Raw genomic sequence first — 22,848 nt, 5'->3', positions numbered from 1 at the left:
CAAAAAACCAAACTACATGAGCGTCCCCGCTGTCATGCCGCTTTCGTGAGCGGTTTAGACCGGTGGCTTTGCGTCTTCCGCCTTTCGGCGGAGTTGCCTTTGTTCATCAGCTGGCGCTTCCGAATCACAAACATATTTTGGTATTTATTATCTATCTAAATTTATAATTCGACAATAGCAGTCATTATCCTCCTTTTTTCTCACATTCAAATATTGTTCGCTGTATCTGTTTGGCTACGATAGTGCATAGATCCGTTTGACCAGAATATCAGCGGTTTATAGCTCTCCATATGGGATATTCTGCGCGCTAAAAAATCTGTCAAGCCCTCGCTGTGGACCAAACAGTACAAATCAACATCCGAGTAAGCATCCTGCTCTCCTCTGGCATGTGCGCCTTTCAGAAATACCGCCCTGACTGCCGGATCACCCTTTACGGCCAGGCCTACCTGACGGATTGCTTCGTCTTGTTTCATTCTCTCTTCCCCCTGCAATGTGTAGTATGATCTGAACATAATCTTTCTTTTTTATTAAAAGTGAGAAATATTGTGGCGCTGGTGCGTCTTATATACAAATAAATCAATTGGAGGCACTGGATGAAGGCACAGGAAAACGACGAACAAATCATTGCCGAAGTGCTGCAGGGCAACCGGGAGGCCTTTGCGGTACTTGTAGACAAATACAAGTCAAGCTTGTATGGTCTGCTGCTCGGTATGGGCGCCAGTCACCAGGATGCACAGGATTTGGCCCAGGAAACATTTATTAAGGCATACCAGAAACTCCGCGGGCATCATAGCCAATCAAGCTTTGCGGCTTGGCTGTACGCCATTGCGATCAACCACTTCAGGTCACTGAAAAGGCGGAAATCCCCAGGCCTAACAAGCAGTAACTTACTGGAGGAGAAGGATCGCGGGCCAACCCCTGAAGAGCAGTATATGCGTAAGGAAGACGAGCTTGAAATGCACCGGAAATTGTCCAAGCTTCCAGAACGATACCGGATTGTACTGCTGCTTCGCTATACCAATGAATTATCCTATGAGGAAATCTCAGCGATAACGGGAATGCCTATGCATCAGGTCAAAAATTGTCTCCACCGCGCCCGTCAAAAGCTGAAGAAACAATGGTCGAAATCCAGGGAGGGTTCCAATGAAAAAATGGGCTTACACCAATCACAATGACTTGTCCGGCACTGATAACGATCTATTGACGGATTCACAATTGTATACAAGCTCTAATCTAGCTGATGATTTCACAGAGCGCGTTATGGAACAAGTTCGCAATACAGAGATACTGCCTGCCTCCGGGCAACAATTATCCGAGATATCCGGAATGCAAACGGGCCGCACCCTAAAAGGAGGTTTAAAGTGGGGCAGCACTGTTGCTGCAGTGATAGGAATTGCTTCATTACTGTTCTTTATAGGCAAATCAGGTACAGTGTCAGAGACGCTGTCCAACCCTCCACAGAAGCCGTTCCTCCTTGCCAACCAGTGGGCAGAGCTTGGTCTTCTGGACGCCAAAATACTCGGAGTGGTGCAGCAGCCTGGCATAGAGAAAACCGATAAAGGCTATACCTTTGTCCTGCAGGACGTAGTGGCTGATCCTACCCGTTTGGTGCTTAACATTAGCATTACGGATAAAACCGGACATGCTGCCAACGACGCAATGTCCAAATTTAATACCAGCCAATTGGAAATCCATGATGAACAAGGACACAACATCGGAGAACTGAAAGAGATCATGCCCTTGGCCAGTGACATTTATGGAAACTCTGGTCAAGCCTCTCTGCTGTTGACTTACGTATTCCCTGATGAAGGCCCAGGAAGCACCGTAGTTATTCAAGGCAATATTCATGAACTGGCTTCAAACAGTGAAACAGAAAAGGTAGTCGCCGGAGACTGGAGTTTTAGCTATGAAGCAGATATGACCGCAGCACAGGCATTATCGGTAACCACAGATTTGAAGGACCATGTCTATAAAACTCCGGATGGGATGAAGCTGGAGATGGATCAAGTAATGCATACACCTGCAGGTGTCACACTGAAATTCAACACCTCGCTTACTGGAGAGGCAGCCAGCCTTATTTCTGCCAATCTTAATAACGCTCTTGGGCTCATGTTCCATTTTGAGGATGAGAAAGGTGAAGAAGTTTCAAGAATCAACCGTTACAAGTCCGGATATATTACCGACACTTCCTTCGGCTACACTGTCAGATCAACAGAACAAGCCGGCAAGCTGCACTGGACCTACTATTTCAAGAGCCTTCCATATGACAGCCGGCAAGTACGGTTCATCCTGGATGGTTACAATAGTCCCGTCAAGTCTAACGATTCAGTGACGTTCCATCCTCATGAGCTTAATGAGAAACCCGCAGTATTTAGTGCTCAAGGTGATGTGCTGAAGGTGAACAAGATGGAGATCAAAGAAATTAAGGATGAACCGGGAATATCCGGCTGGATGTCGGTCAGCGGCGAATTCACCAACAGATTTGCCAATGACAAGTGGGTCGCCCTCGATGGTAAAGGAAAGGAATACAAAGTTATCTTTAGAGGTGGTTTCACTATGGATGAGACAGTCACATTCGGTGAGACGGGCAATCATGTGAATGAAGCCTATCTTATTGCCAAAGGCATGACTGAACTGCCCGAGGAGCTGACGCTCCGCCGGGTCATAACGGATAAAAGGTTTACCGATGTGAACTGGAGCTTTGCTCTGCCAAAAATAGAAGTGAAAAAACCTTGAGTTTGCTGATGTAGTCATCTTTCAGGATGCTGTACACTTCAAGATCGACGATTCCTTTGCCTGACCATACATTGGCTTGTCTCAAAGTCCCTTCTTTCATAAAGCCGTTTTTCAGCAGTACCTTTTTGGAAGCCCTATTGGGAGGCATTACTTCAGCTTGAATCCTATTGATATCCGCATTATTAAACAAATAACTTATCAATAGGGATAACGCTTCTGAAGCAATGCCTTTCCCCCAATGGGCTTGCTCCAAAAAATAGCCGACCGATACCATATTTACTTTCTGATTAAAATCAAATGCCTCGATAATACCAAGCAATTTGTCATTATCATTACAGCCGAATATTTATGTAATTGCATCCCTCTTCATTTATTGTCTTTGAACACTCCCGCCACCTGTAGAGGTGGGGGATTCTTGGGTCATTGCTTCCTTGAAGCAAAATGCATCGATTTTCTCAAATGTGAAAAATCGTACACCAAGCGATCCCTGTGGTTCCCACAGTTCTTTGCAAGACGGTTAAACCGCCATCATTATAATATTCTGTGCGGCATTTTCATCACGATCATGCGTTGTATCACAACCTGGGCAGACCCATTGCCGCACTGAAAGGTTCTTCACTTCGGGGTTGATGAAGCCACATACAGAACAGGTTTGGCTGGTCGGGGCAAAGGTATCCGAAATCTTAACCGTGCGTCCGTACCATTTCGCCTTGTAGGAGATTTGACGTTCGAGCTCACTCCAGGACGCATCGGCGATAGACTTTGCCAGTTTGTGATTTTTGAGCATATTCGCCACGCGAAGGTTTTCTATACTGATCGTTTGGTTTTCGCGAATCAGTTTGATTGTGAGCTGATGCAGAAAATCATAGCGGCAATTGGCGATCTTCTCATGAATGGAAGCGACCTTTTGCTTGGCTTTGTGCCAATTAGAGCCGCCTTTGCTACGGCGAGCCATACGGCGTTGCCAATAGGCTAACTTCTTTTCGAAATGGCGATACCACTTGGGATTTTGAACCCGAAATCCATCGGAGCAGACGGCAAACTCTTTAAGGCCAAGGTCAACACCAATCTCTTTGCTGGCTTGAGGCAGGGGCTTAACGTCAACTTCACAGACGATGGATACGAAATATTTCCCAGACGCATTCCGGCGAACGGTTGCAGACAGGATGCGTCCCTCTAAAGCTCTGGAATTGGCAAAGGGCATCCATCCCAGCTTGGGAAGCTTGAGTAGACGTTCTTCCACAGCAATGTTGCCGTTGGTATATTTCGTTGTGTAGCTTTGGACAGGGTGTTTACGGTTTTTGAAACGTGGAGCTTGATTCTGTTTTTTGAAGAACCGATCAAAACTATCTGCCACGTTTCGAACCGATGATTGCAAAGCAATGCTATCCACGGTTTTCAACCATTCGAACTGTTGTTTGAGTGCAGGAAGTTGTGTGGCACAACGATTGTAGGATAAGCCTTTGCCTTTCGTCTTATAGGAATCATTCCATAGACCTAAAAAATGATTGAACACAAAACGGCAACACCCGAACATCTGATGAATGAGTTGCTGTTGTTCATTTGTAGGAAAGATGCGATACTTATAGGCTTTATGAATGAGCATGCCAACACAACCTCCTTTCGACGAAGTATATAGGGATATTATAGCACATACGTTCGTTTTCTTTGCAAAAAACACCGATTCATCCCCAACCTATAGAAGGTTGGGTGTTCTCGGCTTTCTTTGATAAATATCTTATCACAATTGATACTTTTTCCTGCCCCAATCTAATAAAGCATTGACCAATCTCCATGGATCAGGTAATAATATACATATATAACAACAACACAGAAGAAGAGTAAGTAGACATATGTGAGAGGACTTGCAGAGAGCCGGTGGTAGCTGCGAACCGGTGTCCGGCATATGATCGAATGGACTTTGGAGTTGCTTTCCCGAACCGTCGGCTACAATGTTGTAGGGAAATGCCGGGCATCCCGCCGTTATCAAGGGAGCGGTCTCGAGATCATGTATTTAGCGATCTCCGCACCGTATAGCGAAGACTGTAACGCTTGCAATTCATGCAGCGGGACGGTCATTTAAGGTGGTACAACGACAACTTCGTCCTTATGGGACGGAGTTTTTTTGTATTGATAAGGGGGTGATGGCCATGGAGGATGGCTGGTGGTGGCGATTTATAATTTCTACACAACAACATTATACCAGGAGGTTTTTTAACGATGAAAGAACGTGTACTCACAGGAGATCGGGTTACCGGCAAACTTCACCTTGGCCATTACGCCGGCAGCCTGCAGAACCGGGTTATTTTGCAGGATCAATATGAATCCTATGTATTTCTGGCGGATGTTCAGGCACTGACGACCCATTTCGATAGACCCGAATTGATCCGCAGCCATATCCGCGAGATTATGCTCGATTATTTGTCTGTAGGCATTGACCCCGGTAAGACAACCCTTTATGTACAGTCCATGATTCCGGAAATCGCCGAGCTGACGATCTTCTTCTCTATGTTTGTTACGGTGAATAACCTGCGGCACAATCCAACGGTAAAAGCAGAATCGAAAAACAGCAGTCTGGATGAAATGTATTATGGGTTCCTCGGTTATCCGGTAAGCCAAGCGGCCGATATTGCCTTTTGCAAAGCCACCATCATTCCCGTTGGTGAGGATCAGCTGCCGCATCTGGAGCTGGCCCGTAAAGTTGTGCGCCGGTTTAACGAGCTGTATAAGCCTATATTTGTGGAACCTCAGGCGTTGATTAGTGAAACACCCCGGCTGATTGGCACAGACGGCAACGCGAAAATGAGCAAAAGCCTCGGCAACGCCATAACGCTCGATGCTTCAACGGAAGACCTTGCCCACAAAATAAAAAGAGCAGTGACAGATCCTGCCCGCGTTCATAAAAATGATCCTGGGCATCCGGATATCTGTCCAATTTATGCTTATCACCGGGCCTTTCTTCCGCAAGACGCCGCTGAAATCCGCGAAGGCTGCGAACGCGGGACCATCGGATGTTCGGCCTGCAAAGAACGGATCACCTCCGCGCTGGAAATGCTTATGGCACCGATGCGGGAACGCCGGGCTTATTATGCGGCCAGACCGAAGCTTGTCAATGACATTCTAATGGCCGGCACCCGCCATACCCGGTCTCTGGCCCAGGAAACGATGAACGAAGTCCGCGAGGCCATGAGCCTTGATTATTTTAAATGAACTCGAGATGCTTTCAACAAAGGTTCTGGAATTGATGACTTAACAGATGAATAATTGTGAATAGCAAAGAGGCCGCTTAATCAGCGGCCCCTTCTTGTTGTTACATATAAATATCGACTACAGTACCTTCTGCTGTGCGCAGATTTTCAAAGTCTGCCTGTTTGATCCGCAATCCTCCAAGACGATAAGGGTTGGCAAGCCGTTCGGCCTGAACCTCCTTGCCGCCCACGTTTACAGAGCGGAGACTGCCTTCTGCACAGTGGTAGATGAACGATACCGGCGAACCGCCATATTCGAAGGCAAAGCGGGTTCCATCCAGTTCATCCGGCAGTACAGGATCAATGATGAGGTCACCGCCGTCCTCACGGATACCGAGCACGTTTGTGATCAGCTGATTCATGTAGATTCCGGGACCGCTGGAATAAATTCTCCAGCCGCCTTTAACGGCTACCGAACCATTCCGCAGCTCATTGAACCGCTCCTGCGCTTCGTAACGGTTAGCAAATTTCCCGTCCGAGCTGCTGAAGTAGGCATTGCTCTGACGCAGTTCAGCATTCGGCACGGCATCGCGGATCCCAATCGGATTAATGACCGCCAGTCCGTTCCATACCTGATCCCGCTTGCCGATCTTCGCCATAGCTTCTACGAACCGGATATGCGCATGCACATATTGAAGTCCGATTTCGCGTCCGAAATTAGCCGCCTGCTCCGCCCGTTTAAAATGTGTGCTGACTCCGCCGGCATATTGCGCCGGATGATTCATCAGCCGCACACCATCCGGGCAGAGGAATTGCTCCAGGATCAGCTTATAATGCGACTCCATTTGCTCTGGTGTGAGCAGCTCACCGATCATGCTGCGGGTCATCGGCAACAGCCGGTATTGAATACCGGTCTCCTGATCTTCTGGATGAAGCAATGGCTTGGCATCCTGCGGATCTTCGAAATACAGGAAGCCTGGAATCACTTCCGTTCCCAGCATGTAACGGTTGAAATCACTTTTGATCCCTTCCGCCATCTGCTTCAGCTCATTTGACCAAGCTTCATCATTGCTCTGCAGCACTCCGGATAAACCGAGCACTGTCTGATAGGTAAGTGCAACTGTCCAGCTGCTGACCATATACTGCTTCAGCTGTGCGTTCGCCGGCTGGAGCGTATCATCCCAATCCCCGTCGCCGTAAGAAGACAGGAACGTATCATGCAGGAAGTGAGATTTAATGTAATCCAGCTCTTTGTTGGCATGTTCCCGCAGCGAAGCTGTCGTTTCTGTAAAGTCAAAGCTGTGCTTGCGTGTATATGGAATCTGTTCATCCAGCACAGCAAAATCAAGGGTTGCCCGCAAATAATCCCCCAGCACTTTAAGCGGCCAGACAATAATATCGCCGTGGCTTTCTTCCTGCTGAATGGATGTGTATTTGTCGAACATGAACCACTGTGGCCAGCTGCCATCATCTTCATACTGATGGGCAAACACGGTCAGCAGAATCTCGCGCACCTGCTCATATTTGTGTGTGGCGAGGAAATATTCCACCGGTCCCTGGCACACATCACGTGTCCCCCATGCTGCGCCGCCATACTGCTCCAGACCATGAGGCACTGAGTAATGGACCAGCATATTGTGAGTGTACCACCAGGCCAGCGCATTCACTTTGAATAGTCCGCCTTCGACTCCGCTTTCCTGTGTCAGCTTGAACCCATTCATGACACCGGAGAAAAACTCACGGTAACGGGTGATTTCTTCTGTGACGGGTTTATTGGAGAGCGGACGTTCCTTGCCGTCCAGCAAGCCCTGTAGTGTCAGCGTCCACTCTGCGCTCTCCTCCAGTTCAAGCACCGCAAGCGAAGCACTGCCCTGAACCGGTCCGTCCGCCAGCAGACTTTCATCTCCCAGACGGTAAGAAGCACCCTCCAGGAACATCTTGTAAGTGAGCTCAGGATATACCTCAGCACTCGTTCCGGACTTCTCGCCGCGGAAGCTGATCACTCCGTTCGGATCCTGAGCCATTTGGTAAGGCACCTCATACTCGGCCACATTCATCGTAATCTGGTTGCTGACGAGGAAACGGTAGGCTTGGCCGCTTACAGATCGTACATGCAGCTTTACTTCCGGTGAATCAACTGTTGTATAGTTGGTAATCACAAGCGTATCGGATAGAGTTTTATAGTACCAGCGCACGTAGTTAAAGCCGATTTCAAATAACGACGGCATCGTAAGCATACGGTATTGTCCATCCATTTCCACATAAATACGCTGTCCTGAAGTCTTGTACACATTCAGCGCATTACGGGGGTTGGACATCATTTTATTGAAATTCGTATTACCGACTACCACCTGGGAGTTGAAAATCCCATACATATACGAGGTTGTGGTCATGACCTCAGCACCCAGATGAGCATTGTCCCCGCTCATCAGAATATGCCCGTGCGGACGTTCGACCAGCAATTCCTTACGCTTGAGCACAATATGCTCATAGGTGCCGGTAAAGAAGGCTAGCAGCTGGCCGCCATCACGTTCTTCCTCAAATCTCTGCGGGAACAATGAGTTCAGCTCTTCCTCCAGCATGTCTACAGTTTGCAGCGGCGTTCCAAAACGTGAAGATAAGGAGGCCTGATTCAGCCAATGACCTGTTTCCTGAACGTCTCCCAGGGCTTCAGCCTCATCCCACGCTTGACGCAGTGCCGAATTAAATTCCAGCTCTGTAATGGCTGCGGGATGATCTTCACGGAACAGTCCGTAAAAAGTAAAACGTGCGGCTCCATCCAGTTGAACTTTCTCGGATTTCAGCGCCGTATAGGCAAATTCATATTGATAAATCTCATTGGCCAGCTGTTCCTGGTACAATGCTTCCGGTTTGTCGGTTTCCTTGTAGGATAATCCGAAGAACTGGAAGCCATCGGTGGAATACCCGGCAGCTCCGGTGAGAGTACCTTGCTGCAGGTACGGGAACTTGCCGCCTTGCGGCTGATTTTGCCGGGAGCAGACCACATATCCATACTTCTCATCCTCAAATACCGCATGATCAATATATTGCGATAAATAGGCTTCATTACTGGTGACAGCTGCAGGGGAAGCAATTCCCACGTCTTGACTATAAATGACGTCCAGCAGCACATTGCTGCCTTCAACTTTCACATCCCAGAACCACACCCCACGGCTGGACAAAGTAAATAGCACTTGATAACGGATATCCGTCAATAGCCCTGGCACATCCGGACCCGCAGTAATTTCACCTTGCCACACCAGGCGTTTGCCGTCCTGACGGAAACGGCTGCTCGATTTCACACCTAGCAGCGGAAAGACCTGAATGCCATCCTGCAGGTGCAAACGCGCATAAAGATTTCCGGGAGCACCGTCTACGCTATTAGACAGCAGCTGATTGATCATCATCGTCCCGCCGACAGCCTGGTACAGGTCGCCGCTTTCCAGGAAAGTAAAAGTCAACCCATCCTCGTGAAGCGACAGCTTGGAGCCAGTTCCTGTTATAGTTGTCATTTCTACTCACTTCCTTATCTGCTGCGGCAGATTGCCGCTATTCGTCAGTATTTGTGTTTAACATTTCGCATTATTTAAGCAAACGGAAAGATGCTGCCTGAACATCCTTGCTGCTAGCGCCGATGAACAGGCGGAATTGGCCGCGGTCACTGCTTACGGACAGGTCACTGTGATGATAGCGGAGCATACTTTCGTCAATCTGGAAGACGACCTCGCTGCTTTCTCCCGGAGCCAGCTCCACCTGCTTGAAACCTTTCAGCTCTTTAACCGGGCGGACTACCTCTGCCGATACATCACGGATATAAAGTTGAACCGTTTCTGTTCCAGCCATCTTCCCGGTATTTGTGACAGTCACCTTCGCCTCAATCGGCTGATCACCCTTCATTGTCTCCGCTGAAAGTGTAAGTCGCTCATAGGTGAAATCCGTATAACTTAGACCGAAGCCAAATGGCAGCAACGGTTCGTTAGGAATATCAAGGTACTGGGAAATATAACGGTTGCCTGTCTCTTCTTCCGGTTTGGGACGGCCGGTACTGAAGGAGTTATAATAAACAGGAACCTGGCCAACGGAATAAGGAACGGACATACTAAGCTTTCCGGATGGATTAACCTTTCCGTATAACAGATCCGCCAGCGCAGCACCGCCTTCACTTCCCGGGAACCATGCTTCAAGTACAGCATCAGCAAGATCATACACACCATGCAGATCAAGCGGGCGGCCGTTAAACAGGACAACAGCTAAAGGTTTGCCCAGCCCTCTCATCAGCTCAATCAGTTCCAGCTGCGCCTGCGGCAATTTGATATTGCTGCGACTGCCGCCTTCACCGCTCATCTCTGAAGATTCACCGACCGCAAGCACGATTACATCAGCATCTGCAGCTGCTTTCAAGGCCTCATTACGCTGAAACTCGCTGATCGTGTCGATGCCGCTTCCCTCAGCAATAATCACATTGCCCGGATTTTTGCTGAGTATACGCATGGATGCACCAAGCTTGACCGCCGTCTCTTTAGAACCGGTCCAAGACCACCAGCCCAGAATATCTCCGCTATTCGCAAACGGACCGATCAATGCAACCCGTTGCTCAGGCGCCAGCGGCAGCACACCTTCGTTCTTAAGCAGTACACTGGATTTCTCGGCAAGCTTGCGGGAAACCAGGCGATGCTCGCCGGAGAACACAAGCTCGCGTTCAAGAACCGGATCCGCACCACGCATTGGATTCTCGAACAAGCCCAGCTTTTCCTTAAGCTTCAGTATCCGCAGCACAGCTTCATCAATCAGCTCTTCATCCACAAGGCCTTCTGCCACCAGTTCGGGCAGATGATTCACATAGCTTGTGGTCATCATATCGATGTCGACGCCACTCCAGATTGCCTTAAAGGCGGCTTCTTTTTCGTCTTCGGCAGCGCCATGGGCAATGATTTCTTTAATAGCCGCCCAGTCTGAAATGACGATCCCCTCAAAACCCCATTCTTCACGCAAGAGGCTGCGCAGCAGCTTGCTGTTTCCGGTAGCCGGAATCCCGTCCACAATATTAAAGGAAGTCATCACCATCTCGACTCCTGCGTCTACCGCTGCTTTATAGGCCGGCAAGTAGTATTCGCGCAACTGGCGTTCCGACAAGTCGACTGAATTGTAATCACGTCCGCCTTCAGACAGTCCATAAGCTGCAAAATGCTTCACGCAGGCTGCAACACGGAATACATCATTTCTCAGGTCATCCCCTTGGAAGCCCTGTACAAATGCCTTGGCAAATACTGAGTTCAAATAGGGATCTTCACCCGTTGATTCCATCACACGGCCCCAGCGGGCATCTCGGACCAAATCCACCATCGGCGCAAAAGTTACATGTAGTCCTGATACTGCGGCTTCACGCGCGGCGATTTCTGCACTCTGTTTAGCGAGTTCCGGGTTCCAGGAGCAGCCGATCGCCAGGGGAATCGGAAATATCGTCTTGAATCCATGTACAATGTCCGCCATAAACAGCAATGGAATGCCAAGTCTGTTATTCTTCAGATGTTCTTTCTGCACAGCCATCATTTTCTCCGCACCGGCTATTCCAAGTACGGAACCAGCCGCAAGTTTGGTCTCGCTGCCGATACCGAGCTCCTCCATAGGTCCGGTGATTTCTGAATGATCGCCCGGTTCGTCATAAAAGGGGGCTGCGAGCTGCAGCAGCTGGGCTATCTTTTCTTCAAGTGTCATGTGCTTAACATATTTGTGATAGAGATGTTCAGTCATGGTTGTGTTCCCTCCACCGAAACGAAACGTTTCTATTCTATTATCTCTTTATTTATATGGTCTCTTACAGTATGAATTGTATATATTTCATAAACGTTTCTATTAATTTCGACAGCAATACAGAGCAGTAGGAGTACCAGAATCTACTCTTGCCCGATAAATAACCGGAAGCTTGCCGCCGCGCTGGCCAAAAACAAAGCGTTCGGCGGGATTATCGCATCCAGCTCCGGTTAACTGTTGATTTTAACCGAGTTCCGTTCAATCAGTTCGATCTTGAGCTTGTAGAAATCGTTGACCTCATCTCCGTTCAACCTTTGGAACAGCAGATGTCCGGCCAGCGAACCGGATTCGTACATCGGTTGACGGATGGTGGTCAGCCTTGGCTGAAGGTATTCAGCTAACTGGATATCGTCAAATCCAATGACCGAAAGATCATCCGGCACGGAAACTCCGGCTTCCTCCAGCGCCTTCATTCCCCCGACTGCCATTTCGTCATTGGCATAAAACACCGCCGAAGGCAGCTCACCCTGCACCAGCATCATCTTCGTTGCTTTATAACCGCCCTCACGGACAAAGTTGCCGCTTAGCTTCCACTTCGTTTTTTCATTCAGACCCGCCTCATGCATGGCACGCAAATACCCCTGATAACGCAGTGCATTGTCATAAGAGTTAGCAGGTCCGCTAATATAAGCAATAGAATGATGCCCTTTTTCAATCAGATGACGGGTCGCACTATACCCACCCTGTTCGCTGTCTACCACCACATTGATAAGGCCTTCACCGGAAATCAGTCGATCCATCACGACGATTGGAAAACGCGCACCCGCAGCAGCATGAAGAAGATCTACTGTAATATTATGAGCCAGCACAATAGCGCCATCTACTCTTTTTTCGAGTAAATAACGTACAGCCGTCGAATCTTTTCCACCCATCGAGCTGCAGGCAATCAGGTCATAGGAGTTGGATAGCGTGACATCCTGAATGCTGCGGATGAGCTCCGAATAATAAGGACCGGATAAATCCGTTAATATGAGTGCAATCGTATTGGTCCGGCTCCGCTTCAAATCCATGGCAAAGCCGTTTTTTTGATAATTCAGCTGTCTTGCTGCTGCCAGAACTTTTTCTCTCGTTTTTGCGCTAACCTTGCTGTCCCCGCTCATCGCATACGAAGCTGTGGACAGGGCTACGCCCGCCAGCTTGGCCACATCCTTGATTGTTGCCATCCATTTCAACCCTTCCTGAACCCTGCATTATTTCTCTATATACTATTTTATCCCAGAGATCGTATATCCTTCTATGATATGCTTCTGGAAGAAGATAAATATGATAATAATTGGAATGACCATAAAGGCCGCACCAGCCATTTGCAGTCCAAACGCTGTACCATATTGGCCTTTGAGCAAGGACAAACCTACTGAAAGTGTATATAGTTTCTCGTCATTGGCAATAATCAGCGGCCACAGGAAGCTGTTCCAGGCCCCGATAAACGTCAAAATCCCTTGCACCGCAAATACCGGCTTCACGATCGGCACCATCAGCTGGAAAAAGATCCGCAGCTCGCCCGCTCCATCCAGCCTTGCCGCTTCCAGCAGATCCATCGGAATGGTAGTCATAAACTGACGGAACAAGAATATCGCAAATGCCCCTACTAAGCCGGGCAGAACGATACCCGCCATCGTATTTACGAGATGCATTTGATTAATAATCAGATACGTCGGGATCATGGTTACTTGTGATGGAATCATCATCGTACCCAGGATAATAAAGAAGAACTTATTTTTGCCCGGAAAATCAAATTTCGCAAAAGCATATCCGGCCATCGCATTCAGAAACAGTCCGGCAAAAGAACATAACACGATAATCAGTGTATTTTTCAAGTAAATTAAGAAATCCATCTTCACGAACAAATCCCGGTAGTTGTTAAACGTTGGGTGCGCCGGGAAAAGCGACGGTGGAATCACCGTAAATTCATTCTCTGGTTTAAAGGATGAACCGATCATCCAAATAAACGGCACCATCATCAGAAGTCCTCCGACAACGAGCAGGGTAATCATAATTCCTTTTTCCATCTTCTTCATCTTCAGTGCCATGCTAGTTCCCTCCTTCTTAAGCCTGCAGCATCACGCTGAAGCTTAGTATTCCACTTCTTTCTTTTTGACCGCGAATTGGATAAGTGTCGCAATAATAATGATGATGAACAGTATGAATGAACCCGAAGCCGCATAACCGAATTTGCTCAGCTGGAACCCGTTATTGTAAATAAAGAGCGCCATTGACATCGTTGCATTTAGCGGTCCACCTTTTGTCATCACGAGCGGCTCTTCGAAGAACTGAATCCAGCCGATCAGGGTCGTAATGGTTACAAAGAAAGTAGCGAATCCAAGCAAAGGAACGGTGATGTAGCGCAGCTTCTTCCAGCCGGTTGCACCGTCGATTTCCGCAGCTTCATAATACGAACGTGGAATTCCCTGAAGGGCCGCCAGGAAGATGATCATATTGAGACCAATTGATTTCCAGAATGCCAGCAGGATAAGTGAAAATTTCGCCAGCACAGGATCTTGAAGCCATTGCTGCGCAGGCAGGTCAAACCAGGAAAGAACATAGTTAAACAAACCGTACGAACCATTGTATAAATAACCCCATACTACGGCTACGGCCACAATGTTGGTAATGGAAGGCATATAATAAATCACCCGGAAGCTTTTAAACAGCCAGCCTGTTCCGTAATTCAGCAGCAATGCAACCCCCATGGAAGCAATAACCACGCAGGGAACCCCGACAACAACATAAATAAGTGTGTTATACATCGACTTTAAGAAAATAGGATCTTTGAAAATATTAAAATAGTTATCAAAACCAATAGCACTTATATTCGAATAATCCGCAAGCCCCACCAAATCCATATCCGTAAAACTGATGACCAGTGCGATAATTATCGGGATAATCGAAAAAAGGGTCAGCAGGATTACCGCGGGCGCGATAAACAAATATGGATACTTATGCTTGTTCCACTGCTTGACAAATGAACTCACAACATCACACCCCTTCGCATTCTTTCACTTTCTTCCGTGTGGAAGGATATACAGGCATAATGCCGGAACCTCCGTAAAAAGGAGATCCCGGCAGTCCGCCTGACACAATACTTCAATAATTATTTGTTGCCCAGCAATTCATTCGCTTTGGCGTTCAGCTTGTCCAGCTCGGTTTGTGTATCCGCTCCGCCCATGGTAATCTGCTCGAAAGCAGCCATTGCAGCCTGTGCAATTTCTTCATATTCTCTGACCGTTGGAGCCGGGCGGGAATTTTCAAGCTGTTTACCGAACGCTGCAATCATTGGATCCTGAAGCGCTTCGTTCTTCCAAGCTGCTTTGAGTGCCGGCATGGAGTTAGAGGTTTCGAAATACTTCAGCTGTGCATCCTGTTCGGCCATGAAAGCAATGAATTTTGCAGCTTCATCCGGATTCTTGCTGTAGTTGAAGATGGACAGATCAGCACCGCCAATGGAAGAGGTGTTGGTTACTTTAGCAGGCAATGTCGTTACAGCCCATTTGCCGTCAATTTCAGGGTTTTTCTCTTTTACGGTCTGGATCATCCAAGGACCGCTGATGAACATAGCCATCGTTCCGTCTTTGAATGCTGCTACAGTATCAAGGTCAGTGCCTTTAGGCGACAATCCTTCATCATAGAAGCTTTTCAGAAAATTAACAGTCTCCACATAGGCCGGTTGATTGAACTGCGGCTTACGGTTGCTATCAATAATTTCGCTGCCGTTCTGCCAAGCAAAAATTACAGGGTAGATAGAGTCTTTACCTTCAATCGGCAAGGCATAATGTCCGGCTCCGCCTTTTGCCACCAGCTTCTTGCTTGCATCCTTCAGCTCGTCCCAAGTTTTTGGACCTTCAGGGTAACCAACATCACCAAGCATATCGGTGCGGTAGAACAGCGCCCGTGTCTCAACATAGAATGGGATACCAACCGTCTGGTCTTGATATTTGGTCGTTTCAACGGCTCCGTCAAAGAAGTTCTCCGGTTTCATGCTTGGATACTTTTCGATGTATGGAGTCATATCTTTCAAAGCTCCGGCAGCAGCAAATTCAGGAATCCATGTGGTACCCATCTGAACAACGTCCGGGCCGTTTTTGGAAGCAACTGCGGTCAGCAGCTTATCATGTGCGGTATCCCATGGGATCGCTTGCACATCCACTTTGATACCAGGATTTTTTTCTTCATACATTTTAGCAATAGGTTCTACGGTATCAGATGTACCCATGAACCATACTTTAAGCGTCTTGTTGTCTCCCGAAGCAGCATTGTTGGAATTATTACCGCAACCCGCCGCAACTAATGAGAAACTCATCAACATTGCCATCATCGTAACTCCAGTTTTTTTCTTCATTTCTCTTTCACCCCTGTTTTAGTATGAGCAAAACTTAAAAAACTATGATAAAAGCCCTTACATCGAAACGTTTCGATTATTATCGAAAAAAAATTCGAATATTATCATTCTTTTTCTTATTCCCCGAGGTAGTCACAGGTAATATTAACCAAAAAATGTAGAATGAAACGAATATTTAGACATTTTTCGAGTTGAATGAGCATTTTCGTGAACATATTGCTAATTCATCTGATGGTTGATTCGAATCGTTTCGATAGCCCTATTATAAATCCATGTGTTAGCGATTTCAAGTGGCTTATTAAAAAAAACAGCTTTTCACAGCCAACTCAAGGACGCAGTGTTAATATATGGATTAATCTCAGTTTCGAAAAAGTAAATTATGGAATCTGCTGTATAAATGTTTACAAAAAAGGACGCCCTGTACAAAACTCAGCGCGTCCTAACTGTATTGCTGTTCGGTGAAAATAAAGTATTGACTAGCGCAAGCGCAGCACCACAGATGATGAAAATACGCCGAATTTCAGTCTTCCTTGCAACAGCCAAGATGCTTATTGCGAAGTTACTGAGCGGAAATCTCGAACTTCGTGCCGGCATCACCGGCGAAAACAATGGATCCTTCCAAGGGCAGTACGACCGGATCCTTGCCTCCGATGACACTGAAATAGATACATTTTCCCTTGGCATCATAAACGGCGAATGAAGCGTTCGGGGACATGCTCACCTTAATAGTCTTACCCCCGTCTTTGTCGCTTATCGTATACCACTTGGCGTAGCCGTCGGGCTGAATCGTAACGGTTGACTTCTTAGCGACGTACATAGGCTTCACGGCGTCCTCGTTCACTAAGATGATTCCACCCATACTCAGGTACTCAACGCCGTCATGTGTAAAGAACATAAGATCTGAGAGATCCCGCCCGTTCAATCCCGGAATTTGCAATTCGGAGACAGCTGAATTCGGGCCGGTTATTCGCTTATCCAACACATACCCCGGCAATTGTTTCGACACATTCAAGTTGGTGATTACCTTTTTCAAATAAGAAATCGACGTATACTTCTCAGTCAGCAGATAATACTTCTTCCCGTCGCGCTGCATCCATGCTTCCTTGGTCTCAGCCGGAATATGTTGGGGCTGGAGCTTCTCGGCATTATATACAGACATAGCAATCTGCCCAAGACCCGGCACTAAAGTGTATTGACGAAGCCATAAGTAGATACGGCCGTTCTCCTCCGTCACGAAGCTGATCAGCGAATTTCCATCCGAACTATGGAACATGCCGTCCGCCGAATATTCGAAGGTTTGGACCGGATTATCAGGTGACAGCTCCGAAGTGATGGACATTACGCCGTCTTCGGATATTTTGATGTTCATCGTTGTACCGGTTGCGCCATAGATTCCCGAATACTGCAGCATGGACTCCGGCATATCAGATTTTACCGGCGCGCCGTATGACTTTTCAGGCTTGAATTCAGTAATTGTCCCTTTCTCTTTCAGCACCTGAAGCAGGATTTCATTCGCCAGAAGCTGATCATACGTGCCGTTCCCGCCGGAAGTGACAACAGCTGCCGCCATGTACTGTTCGGGAAGCACAACGAGCGACGCGTGATAGAAAGACGTGTCCCCGCCTTTGGTCAGCGCCTTCATCCCGTATTCGCTGAAGGGATACAGATTGACGCTGTCCCAGCCGAGACCGTATTCGAATGAGTTGTCCGCATCGTCAGGCCACAATGGCATCTTGTACTCGTCTTGCGCCATGGCCGCAGCCGATTTACCGGACAAGACTTCTTCCGCTTCCCCCGTGAAAACTTGCGAGAATCGAGCCAAATCTTCCGCCGTGGAATAAATGCCCCCAGCTCCGATCACGTTGATCGTCTCGCCCGGAAGTTGTTCTGCATATGTAGGATAATAGAGTCCCGCCATCTTCGCTTCGTCCGGAGAATCGAGCGGTGTCACTGTACTCGTCATACCCAGAGGTTCCGTAATATACCGGTGGATGTAAGCGGTAAAGTCCATGCCGCTAACCCGCTCAACCAGAATCTCGGCCAGCGTAAATCCGTCATTGCAATAAACCGAATAAGCGCCCGGGGCCGCCTTTAAGGTCTGACCGGCCAGTTGCTTAAGCAGTGTGTCGTGGGCATAGGTGTCGTTATCTTCGAATAAACCGGCGTTCGTAAACGAGGATCCCTTCAGCCCGGAAGAATGATTGAGCAGCATGCGCGGAGTAATCTGTTTGTAGCGTTCATCCTTCATCGTAAACTCTGGGATATACTGGACGATCGGCGTATCCAGATCGATTTTCCCTTGATCGACGAACTGCATAACGGCAACCGTGGTAAACATTTTACTCGTCGAACCGATCCCATACATCGTGTCTTTCGTGAGCGGCCTCTGTCCTTTCTCATCATTCTTGCCGGATTGGCCGGATACAACGATGTTGCCATGATCAATAATGGCGTATTGCACGCTGTTAGTATCGTAAGTTTTCGTGAGGAGATCTGCCTTTTCCTTTGCATCTTTCCGGGTTACTTCGTAGGTGAGCCCAGCTTCGTTAGATGGCGAGTCCATTTCCGCCATCGGCACGGTTATCGGAGCAGCACTTGACTCGACCACCTCAGATGTATCTAGTGCCCCTGCTGTGTTCTGCATCTCAGCTACTGGTGTGTTGTCGCTGCAGGCGGTTAACAGCAAAAGTAGACACAAAAATAGCACAGCTACAGTTATCCATCGACTTTTCATCATTCAAACTCTCCGTTCCGTTTTTTTGGAATAGATGTCAAATTTAGTTTTTACGAAAAGTTTCTGTTAGCTTATGAAACGCCTGCCAGTCTAATACTTTATTTTCTCAGTCTGCAACTTTATTTTCTCTGAACAATTAGCAGACTTGAGATGACCTCACTGCCCTTCTATTCAATTCATTAATCCGTTGAAATTCGGTTAGCATTAACCGATTCCCGGCGGATCAATTCCGGGACTAACTTCAATGTTCTGCCGGCTCCGCCGTTCATCACTTCAAGCAGCATTTCAGCAGCGAGTGTCCCCATGCGTTCGTACTGATGCCGCACTGTAGACAGCGGCGGGTTATTATATGCGGTAAAAAATGCTCCATCATAGCCCATTACTGAGATATCCTGAGGCACGGAGATGCCTTTGCGGGCAAGCTCCATAACCGCACCCATTGCCATTAAGTCATTTGCGCAGCAAACCGCCGTCAGCTCAGGTGCCCTTGCCAGCAGTTTCAGGACTGCCACCGCTCCGCTCTCCCCGCCAAAATCTCCATATTCCAGCTGGGCGGAATCATGGAGAGTCCCTGTTTCGGATAAAAATATCTCGCTGAAGCCCTTATAGCGTTCCTCGCATATGCTTACATCCGGGGGGCCAGTAATATAGCCGATTCTCCGATGTCCTAGCCCAATCAAATAGGCGGCTGCCATTTTCCCGCCTTCCCGGTCGTCAGAGGCAACCAGCGAGCAACGTGGCCCTACAGCTGAGCCAAGATTTACAGAGGGAATCTGCAGCTTTACCGCTTCCTTAATAAGCGGGTGATTCTTGGCAAAGGGTGGCATGAATACACAGCCTTCCAGATTTCTCATCCGCACCCATTCGGTTAAGCTGTTGGGCTTATACTCCGTAAAGGGCACTGAGAAAATTAGAATCTCCTTCTGGTAGAGCCGTAAAGCCTTTCTTAAGGTGGTAAAAATATCGTCGAACTCACGAATTGACTCCTTTTCCATCTCCGGCATGAATACACCAACCAGGTTGCTTTTACGGGTGACCAGTTGCTTGGCACCCAAATTGGGGACGTATCCAAGGGACTGGGCCGCTTCTTGCACGCGGGCTATGGTTCTCGGATGTACACCGTAACTGCCGTTCAACGCTCTGGATACGGTACTGACCGATAAGCCCAGCTTTTTCGCAATATGCTGTATTGTCACTTCCAAGCTGATCTCATCCTTTTGCGGCTTCCGCCAAAATTTTACCCGCCTCCACCTTTAAGAGCGTTTCCACATGATAGTCCTTTCCGGTATCCTGCTCAAGCTTGCGCAGAGCTTGACGCTGAGTTTTGGTTGCGGGTTGATCCTGTATGAGCGCGGCCAGATTGTCATGAGCGATTTTCCGCGCAAGGACAGGATCCTCCATCAGCTCAAGCATTTGGTACATCGCTGCTATTGCCTGTTCTTCACCCGCTATTCCATACCCGGAGTCTGTGCTTAGCATAAAGCGGTCGGGGAACTTTTTCATGACAGGAATGAATTGTTCCGGCGCACCCCCAGCTGGATTATAAATAGAGAACCCGGCAAAAAAGTCAGCATATAAATTGGGGTGTGCGGAAAGCAGCCGCTCAATCTCTTCCGGTGTATTGTAGGCATTCATATGCGCAAAAATCATCATCGTATCCGGATGCTCTTCCAGTGCCTGCTCCAGCTTCTCAACCGGCATACCGCTAGGCGGATCAATGTGCAGCAGCACCGGCACCTTGTATTCAGCGGCCAAATCATAGATTTGCGGGAGATAGCCATCGAGAGGATGATTGGCCTTCCAGGCCACCCGGGATACAACCGGTGACATCGTGGAGGCAGCAACGATTTCGCCAATGCCCATATATCCCTGCTCCAGATTATTTCTTACTACCGTCAGGCTCTCTGCGCGATGCAGGTCAAATCCGCAGAAATACGGAATAATAGTCTCCGGGTGCTCCTGATAAGCCTTCCATGCAAACATATCGGAAATAACGGCACTTGGTTCAGACACATCACCAAACAGTACTACTTGCTGCACCCCATGATCTTTCCAAGTCTTTAGCATAAGAATATACTTCATTAGACTGGCATCATGATTATGGGCGTCGATAAGACCCAGGTCCTTATACTTGGCAACTAAATCTGTCAGCGGATTGTCTGCCTGATCGGGAGCAATGCTGGCTTCTGCAGCGGCAGGTTCCGCTGTATTGGGCATAGAGGACTGTATTGTCTGTTCTAACACAGGGTCTGCTATATCTTTGGCTTGCTCATTCCGCAGATACAAACCAGCCAGTGCTGCGAGTACAATAATAGTGCCGAGCAGCCACACCACATTTCTGCGCATCATGATCAGATACCTCCTTATTTTCGGAAACGTTCCCGATATTAACGATAATTATAATTCTTTATCTATATTATGTAAATGTCGTTTTCGGGAACGTTTCCGACATAGTTGTCAAACCAGCCGTCGGCGGTTCTTTTGCAAACCACCGTGGCCGTCTGTATCCTACACTTGTTTTCCGTAGGCCTTGCCTTCTTTTATCTTCTGTACTTCATACATATTTACCGTTGTGCTGATGATAAAAGCCGGCTTCTCTTGGCCCCTGCTGTTGCGGTGACCCTGGATATGAGCATCACTTTTCTCCCAATTCTTCCACGCTTCCTCTGATTCCCAGCGGATCAGGAGCAAGACCTCCTCGTTATCCTTGCTCTTCTTGTTCAGCGTAATGCTGATATCAATGAGCCCTTCCATTTCCTCCAGCACCCCAGGTGCACTGAACTTTTCAATCACTTTATCGCTGTTCCCCTTCTCAATGACGATGGATCTGGTCTGAATAAACATCAATGATTCCTCCTATGATGCCATAAGCGCCTCTAGCTCTGCTGCTTTTGCTTGGCATATTCTCTTGTTTCAACTCACTGTTTTATTCTAATTGATAATCGTTATCATTTCTAGTCGGATAGAAAACAGTCTTTCTCTATTGAATAGGTGCATACTTCTTTTTTAACTGAACTCTCTCTTGTACGAGGTTTCAGGCAAATATATACTCGGTATAATTACAACCATCCTTTACTGGAGAAAGCTGGCCTGTTATGAATGTTCAGATCAAACTTGCGGACAAAGGCAAGTATGAAGAGAAGCTTGAAACGACTGTAGATGGGCCTAAGATGGTATTTCGATTTAATAATGGAGACAGACAGGAGCAATAGAGAATGGAAATTATAGGCGAGCGAATACAGCTAAGGGATTTTACCGGCAGCGACCGTACTTTTTTCGGGGAATTGGAGGGTCATGAGCTGACCACCCGTTTCGAGAACCACAAACCGGATGCCGCACAAATTCAAAAGGATTTTGAAGCAGCTTTATCACATGCACAGTGCAAACCCCGTGAACATTTCAATTTGATCATTTGCAGAACTGCAGATAACATCCCCTTAGGTGGCATCAGCCTTAAGCTGAACTGGTCAGAAATCAGGGAATGGGAAATCGGCTGGGCGCTGCATCCGGATTATTGGCGGCAGGGTTATGCTGCGGAAGCGGTCAGGCTGATGACCTGCTATGCCTTTGAGTCGCTTCAGGCCCATCGAATCGTAGCGTATGCCAACGCCGATAACATCCGCTCTGAGAACCTGATGATCCGGGTGGGCATGATCAAGGATGGCGTACTCCGGGAGACAAGATATTGCAATCAAACCTGGTGTGATGAGCTAATCTATTCGATGCTTGAAAGAGACTGGGTCCAGCTTAATGTATAAGGCTAGCAGCACTCCCTACAAGTATTCAATGATACCTCTCATCTACAGGGATAAAAGAGACTGGGTCAGCACGACTATGCTGACCCAGTTTATTACTATATAGATTGAACTTAAAAACTTGAGAAAAGGGAAAGGAGCAACGGAGGGGAATTTTGGAACTGGAGGAACGGTAGTGTCCGCCTGAAAGCTTTCCGAAGGAAAGCTAGCATCATTGAAAGCATAAGCAGTCTTCGGATTTCTACCGCTATAGCGGTTAAAATCAAGAAATTTGAAGACAACAGCGGC

General features: G+C 47.8%; 16 protein-coding genes, 1 pseudogene and 1 riboswitch. Of the genes and pseudogenes, 4 read left to right on the top strand and 13 right to left on the bottom strand.

What is annotated here, in order from left to right; translation table 11 throughout:
• Positions 1 to 16 precede the first annotated feature (16 nt).
• Positions 17 to 108: riboswitch (cyclic di-GMP riboswitch) on the bottom strand.
• A 98-nt stretch (positions 109 to 206) separates the two neighbouring features.
• Complete coding sequence (locus tag NST07_RS14510) at positions 207 to 473, bottom strand: hypothetical protein (protein ID WP_341378387.1); 267 nt, start codon at positions 471 to 473, stop codon at positions 207 to 209.
• A gap of 120 nt (positions 474 to 593) precedes the next feature.
• Here NST07_RS14510 and NST07_RS14505 point away from each other — a divergent pair, with 120 nt between their 5' ends.
• Together NST07_RS14505 and NST07_RS14500 are read left to right on the top strand one after the other, a co-directional pair.
• The gene (locus NST07_RS14505) at positions 594 to 1,175 is read left to right on the top strand and encodes a sigma-70 family RNA polymerase sigma factor (RefSeq protein ID WP_341092637.1); all 582 of its coding nucleotides are present in this window, start codon (positions 594 to 596) and stop codon (positions 1,173 to 1,175) included.
• Entirely contained in the window at positions 1,144 to 2,736 is a 1,593-nt protein-coding gene (locus NST07_RS14500; RefSeq protein ID WP_341378385.1) for a DUF4179 domain-containing protein, read from the top strand. The genes NST07_RS14505 and NST07_RS14500 overlap by 32 nt, the downstream gene beginning before the upstream one ends.
• On the opposite strand, the pseudogene NST07_RS14495 reads toward NST07_RS14500, so the two are convergent.
• Positions 2,681 to 3,070: pseudogene (locus tag NST07_RS14495) on the bottom strand (GNAT family protein); the annotation flags it as partial. The gene NST07_RS14500 and the pseudogene NST07_RS14495 sit on opposite strands and share 56 nt — an antisense overlap.
• Positions 3,071 to 3,253: 183 nt before the next feature.
• Positions 3,254 to 4,342 (bottom strand): IS200/IS605 family element RNA-guided endonuclease TnpB, encoded by a 1,089-nt coding sequence (gene tnpB, locus NST07_RS14490; protein WP_341092635.1) that lies wholly within the window; start codon positions 4,340 to 4,342, stop codon positions 3,254 to 3,256.
• A 614-nt stretch (positions 4,343 to 4,956) separates the two neighbouring features.
• Here tnpB and trpS point away from each other — a divergent pair.
• Positions 4,957 to 5,946, top strand: a complete 990-nt coding sequence (gene trpS, locus NST07_RS14485; RefSeq protein ID WP_342481772.1) for a tryptophan--tRNA ligase — start codon at positions 4,957 to 4,959, stop codon at positions 5,944 to 5,946.
• Between the two features lie 100 nt (positions 5,947 to 6,046).
• Here the strand turns inward: trpS and NST07_RS14480 are convergent, their stop codons facing one another.
• The 10 genes from NST07_RS14480 to NST07_RS14435 form a co-directional block, all read right to left on the bottom strand.
• A complete protein-coding gene (locus NST07_RS14480; RefSeq protein ID WP_342481771.1) occupies positions 6,047 to 9,436 on the bottom strand; it encodes a cellobiose phosphorylase in 3,390 nt (1,129 codons plus the stop codon).
• Between the two features lie 70 nt (positions 9,437 to 9,506).
• Positions 9,507 to 11,675 (bottom strand): glycoside hydrolase family 3 N-terminal domain-containing protein, encoded by a 2,169-nt coding sequence (locus NST07_RS14475; protein ID WP_342481770.1) that lies wholly within the window; start codon positions 11,673 to 11,675, stop codon positions 9,507 to 9,509.
• A gap of 230 nt (positions 11,676 to 11,905) precedes the next feature.
• On the bottom strand, positions 11,906 to 12,898 hold the full coding sequence (locus NST07_RS14470) for a LacI family DNA-binding transcriptional regulator (protein WP_341092629.1): 993 nt from the start codon (positions 12,896 to 12,898) through the stop codon (positions 11,906 to 11,908).
• A gap of 42 nt (positions 12,899 to 12,940) precedes the next feature.
• Positions 12,941 to 13,765 carry a carbohydrate ABC transporter permease gene (locus NST07_RS14465; RefSeq protein ID WP_038590959.1) on the bottom strand — a complete coding sequence of 275 codons (825 nt, stop codon included), beginning with the start codon at positions 13,763 to 13,765 and terminating at the stop codon, positions 12,941 to 12,943.
• A gap of 42 nt (positions 13,766 to 13,807) precedes the next feature.
• A complete protein-coding gene (locus NST07_RS14460; protein WP_076112720.1) occupies positions 13,808 to 14,707 on the bottom strand; it encodes a sugar ABC transporter permease in 900 nt (299 codons plus the stop codon).
• Positions 14,708 to 14,826: 119 nt separating this feature from the next.
• Positions 14,827 to 16,071, bottom strand: a complete 1,245-nt coding sequence (locus NST07_RS14455; RefSeq protein ID WP_341092627.1) for a sugar ABC transporter substrate-binding protein — start codon at positions 16,069 to 16,071, stop codon at positions 14,827 to 14,829.
• Between the two features lie 559 nt (positions 16,072 to 16,630).
• The gene (locus tag NST07_RS14450; RefSeq protein WP_342481769.1) at positions 16,631 to 18,808 is read right to left on the bottom strand and encodes a serine hydrolase domain-containing protein; all 2,178 of its coding nucleotides are present in this window, start codon (positions 18,806 to 18,808) and stop codon (positions 16,631 to 16,633) included.
• Positions 18,809 to 18,984: 176 nt separating this feature from the next.
• Positions 18,985 to 20,001, bottom strand: a complete 1,017-nt coding sequence (locus NST07_RS14445; RefSeq protein ID WP_341380364.1) for a LacI family DNA-binding transcriptional regulator — start codon at positions 19,999 to 20,001, stop codon at positions 18,985 to 18,987.
• 13 nt (positions 20,002 to 20,014) lie between these two features.
• Positions 20,015 to 21,154, bottom strand: a complete 1,140-nt coding sequence (locus NST07_RS14440) for an amidohydrolase family protein (protein ID WP_342481768.1) — start codon at positions 21,152 to 21,154, stop codon at positions 20,015 to 20,017.
• A 159-nt stretch (positions 21,155 to 21,313) separates the two neighbouring features.
• Positions 21,314 to 21,649, bottom strand: coding sequence for an antibiotic biosynthesis monooxygenase (locus NST07_RS14435; RefSeq protein WP_342481767.1), 336 nt, complete (start codon positions 21,647 to 21,649; stop codon positions 21,314 to 21,316).
• Between the two features lie 371 nt (positions 21,650 to 22,020).
• On the opposite strand from NST07_RS14435, the gene NST07_RS14430 reads away from it, so the two are divergent.
• The gene (locus NST07_RS14430; RefSeq protein ID WP_341092618.1) at positions 22,021 to 22,563 is read left to right on the top strand and encodes a GNAT family protein; all 543 of its coding nucleotides are present in this window, start codon (positions 22,021 to 22,023) and stop codon (positions 22,561 to 22,563) included.
• Positions 22,564 to 22,848 lie beyond the last annotated feature (285 nt).

Origin of the sequence: Paenibacillus sp. FSL L8-0340, from assembly GCF_038593145.1 — a bacterium.
Lineage (GTDB): Bacteria > Bacillota > Bacilli > Paenibacillales > Paenibacillaceae > Paenibacillus_AQ.
Note: the sequence above shows the minus strand (reverse complement) of the source record. Positions and strands in the feature narration are given on the sequence as shown.

What these genes read in the sequence shown, in the direction of transcription:
- NST07_RS14510 (WP_341378387.1), bottom strand. Translation starts at nt 473, where the DNA reads ATGAAACAAGACGAAGCAATCCGTCAGGTAGGCCTGGCCGTAAAGGGT.
- NST07_RS14505 (WP_341092637.1), top strand. Translation starts at nt 594, where the DNA reads ATGAAGGCACAGGAAAACGACGAACAAATCATTGCCGAAGTGCTGCAG.
- NST07_RS14500 (WP_341378385.1), top strand. Translation starts at nt 1,144, where the DNA reads ATGAAAAAATGGGCTTACACCAATCACAATGACTTGTCCGGCACTGAT.
- tnpB (WP_341092635.1), bottom strand. Translation starts at nt 4,342, where the DNA reads ATGCTCATTCATAAAGCCTATAAGTATCGCATCTTTCCTACAAATGAA.
- trpS (WP_342481772.1), top strand. Translation starts at nt 4,957, where the DNA reads ATGAAAGAACGTGTACTCACAGGAGATCGGGTTACCGGCAAACTTCAC.
- NST07_RS14480 (WP_342481771.1), bottom strand. Translation starts at nt 9,436, where the DNA reads ATGACAACTATAACAGGAACTGGCTCCAAGCTGTCGCTTCACGAGGAT.
- NST07_RS14475 (WP_342481770.1), bottom strand. Translation starts at nt 11,675, where the DNA reads ATGACTGAACATCTCTATCACAAATATGTTAAGCACATGACACTTGAA.
- NST07_RS14470 (WP_341092629.1), bottom strand. Translation starts at nt 12,898, where the DNA reads ATGGCAACAATCAAGGATGTGGCCAAGCTGGCGGGCGTAGCCCTGTCC.
- NST07_RS14465 (WP_038590959.1), bottom strand. Translation starts at nt 13,765, where the DNA reads ATGGCACTGAAGATGAAGAAGATGGAAAAAGGAATTATGATTACCCTG.
- NST07_RS14455 (WP_341092627.1), bottom strand. Translation starts at nt 16,071, where the DNA reads ATGAAGAAAAAAACTGGAGTTACGATGATGGCAATGTTGATGAGTTTC.
- NST07_RS14450 (WP_342481769.1), bottom strand. Translation starts at nt 18,808, where the DNA reads ATGATGAAAAGTCGATGGATAACTGTAGCTGTGCTATTTTTGTGTCTA.
- NST07_RS14440 (WP_342481768.1), bottom strand. Translation starts at nt 21,154, where the DNA reads ATGATGCGCAGAAATGTGGTGTGGCTGCTCGGCACTATTATTGTACTC.
- NST07_RS14435 (WP_342481767.1), bottom strand. Translation starts at nt 21,649, where the DNA reads ATGTTTATTCAGACCAGATCCATCGTCATTGAGAAGGGGAACAGCGAT.
- NST07_RS14430 (WP_341092618.1), top strand. Translation starts at nt 22,021, where the DNA reads ATGGAAATTATAGGCGAGCGAATACAGCTAAGGGATTTTACCGGCAGC.